Raw genomic sequence first — 1,446 nt, forward strand, 5'->3', positions numbered from 1 at the left:
GTTTTCAGGTAGCCTTTTATATGAGGGGGCTTATTCGTCTTCGTCCTCTTCCTCGTCGCCCAAATCCACTTCCTCAAGCGGGATCACCCGGGTGCGGTAGCGCAGTTTGTGGTAGAGATAGAAACCGAAGAATATGGGCAGGCCCATATAGGTCACCACAATCCGTTGCCAATCGATTTCGCCGCTCATCACCAGCTCGGTGTCCTGCCCCAGAATCACCAACACACACAACACCAGCGCGATCAGCGGACCGAAGGGGAACCATTTGGCACGGTAATCCAAGTCTTTCAAATCAAAACCCTGGGCAATGTAGGCGCGGCGGAAACGGTAGTGGCTGATGGCGATGCCTAGCCAAGAGATGAAGCCGGTTAAGCTTGAAGCGGCCAGAATATATTCATAGGCGTGGTCGTTGAAAATTTCGATTAAAAACAGCAGCAGCACCACCGCTGCCGTGGCCAGCACCGAACGTACCGGTACGCCGAAGCGGTTTACCTTGCGGAAGCTCTTGTATGCCATGCCGCTTTTGCCCATGGCATACAACATGCGCACCGAAGCATACATACCCGAATTGCCGGCAGAGAGAATAGAAGTAAGGATGACCGCGTTCATCACCGCTGCCGCCATGGCTAAGCCAGCGCGCTCAAACACCAGCGTAAACGGCGATTTGGCAATCTCAGACACGTTTTCCGCCCCCAGCAATTCCGGGCTGGTATAGGGAATCAGCAGGCCGATCACAAAAATCGACAAGATATAGAAAATCAGGATGCGCCAAAACACCTGTTTCACGGCTTTCGGGATGCTCTCTTTCGGGTTTTCCGACTCACCGGCGGTGATGCCAATCAGCTCCGTCCCTTGGAAAGAGAAACCGGCGATCAGGAACACGCCCAGCATGGTTAAGAAGCTACCTGAAAAACCGTCACCTAAAAACGGCGCGTCGCCCACGGTAAAGTTAGCCAGACCCACATAGTTGCCGCCAAGAATACCGAAAATCGTCAGCATGCCCACGCCGAGAAATACGACAACCGTAACCACCTTAACCAGCGAAAACCAATATTCCGATTCGCCGAAAGCTTCTACCGACAACATATTCAACAGCACAATCAGCCCGAAAAACAGCAGGCTCCAGCCCCAAGGCGGCATAAAGCGCATCGGTTCCCAATACGTGATTACCAGCGCGGCAATGGAAATGTCTACTGCTACGGTGATGACCCAACTAAACCAATAATTCCAGCCTAGGGCATAACCCAGCGAGGGATCGACAAACTTGGCGGCATAAGTGGAAAACGAGCCGGACACCGGCAGATAAGTGGCCATTTCGCCCAAGGAAGTCATCAGGAAATACACCATCAGGCCGATGGCGGCATAAGCCACCAATGCGCCGCCCGGGCCTGCCATATGGATGGCGCTGCCGCTGGCCATAAACAGGCCGGTGCCGATGCTGCCGCC

1 protein-coding gene is annotated in these 1,446 nt (G+C 53.9%); it reads right to left on the reverse strand.

Annotated features, from left to right (window positions below):
- Positions 1-30: 30 nt before the first annotated feature.
- Positions 31-1,446: amino acid permease (locus A7P99_RS09440; RefSeq protein WP_067687332.1), on the reverse strand; the 1,416-nt coding region annotated here is incomplete at its 5' end.

Origin of the sequence: Eikenella sp. NML120348 (assembly GCF_001648435.1) — a bacterium.
Lineage (GTDB): Bacteria > Pseudomonadota > Gammaproteobacteria > Burkholderiales > Neisseriaceae > Eikenella > Eikenella exigua.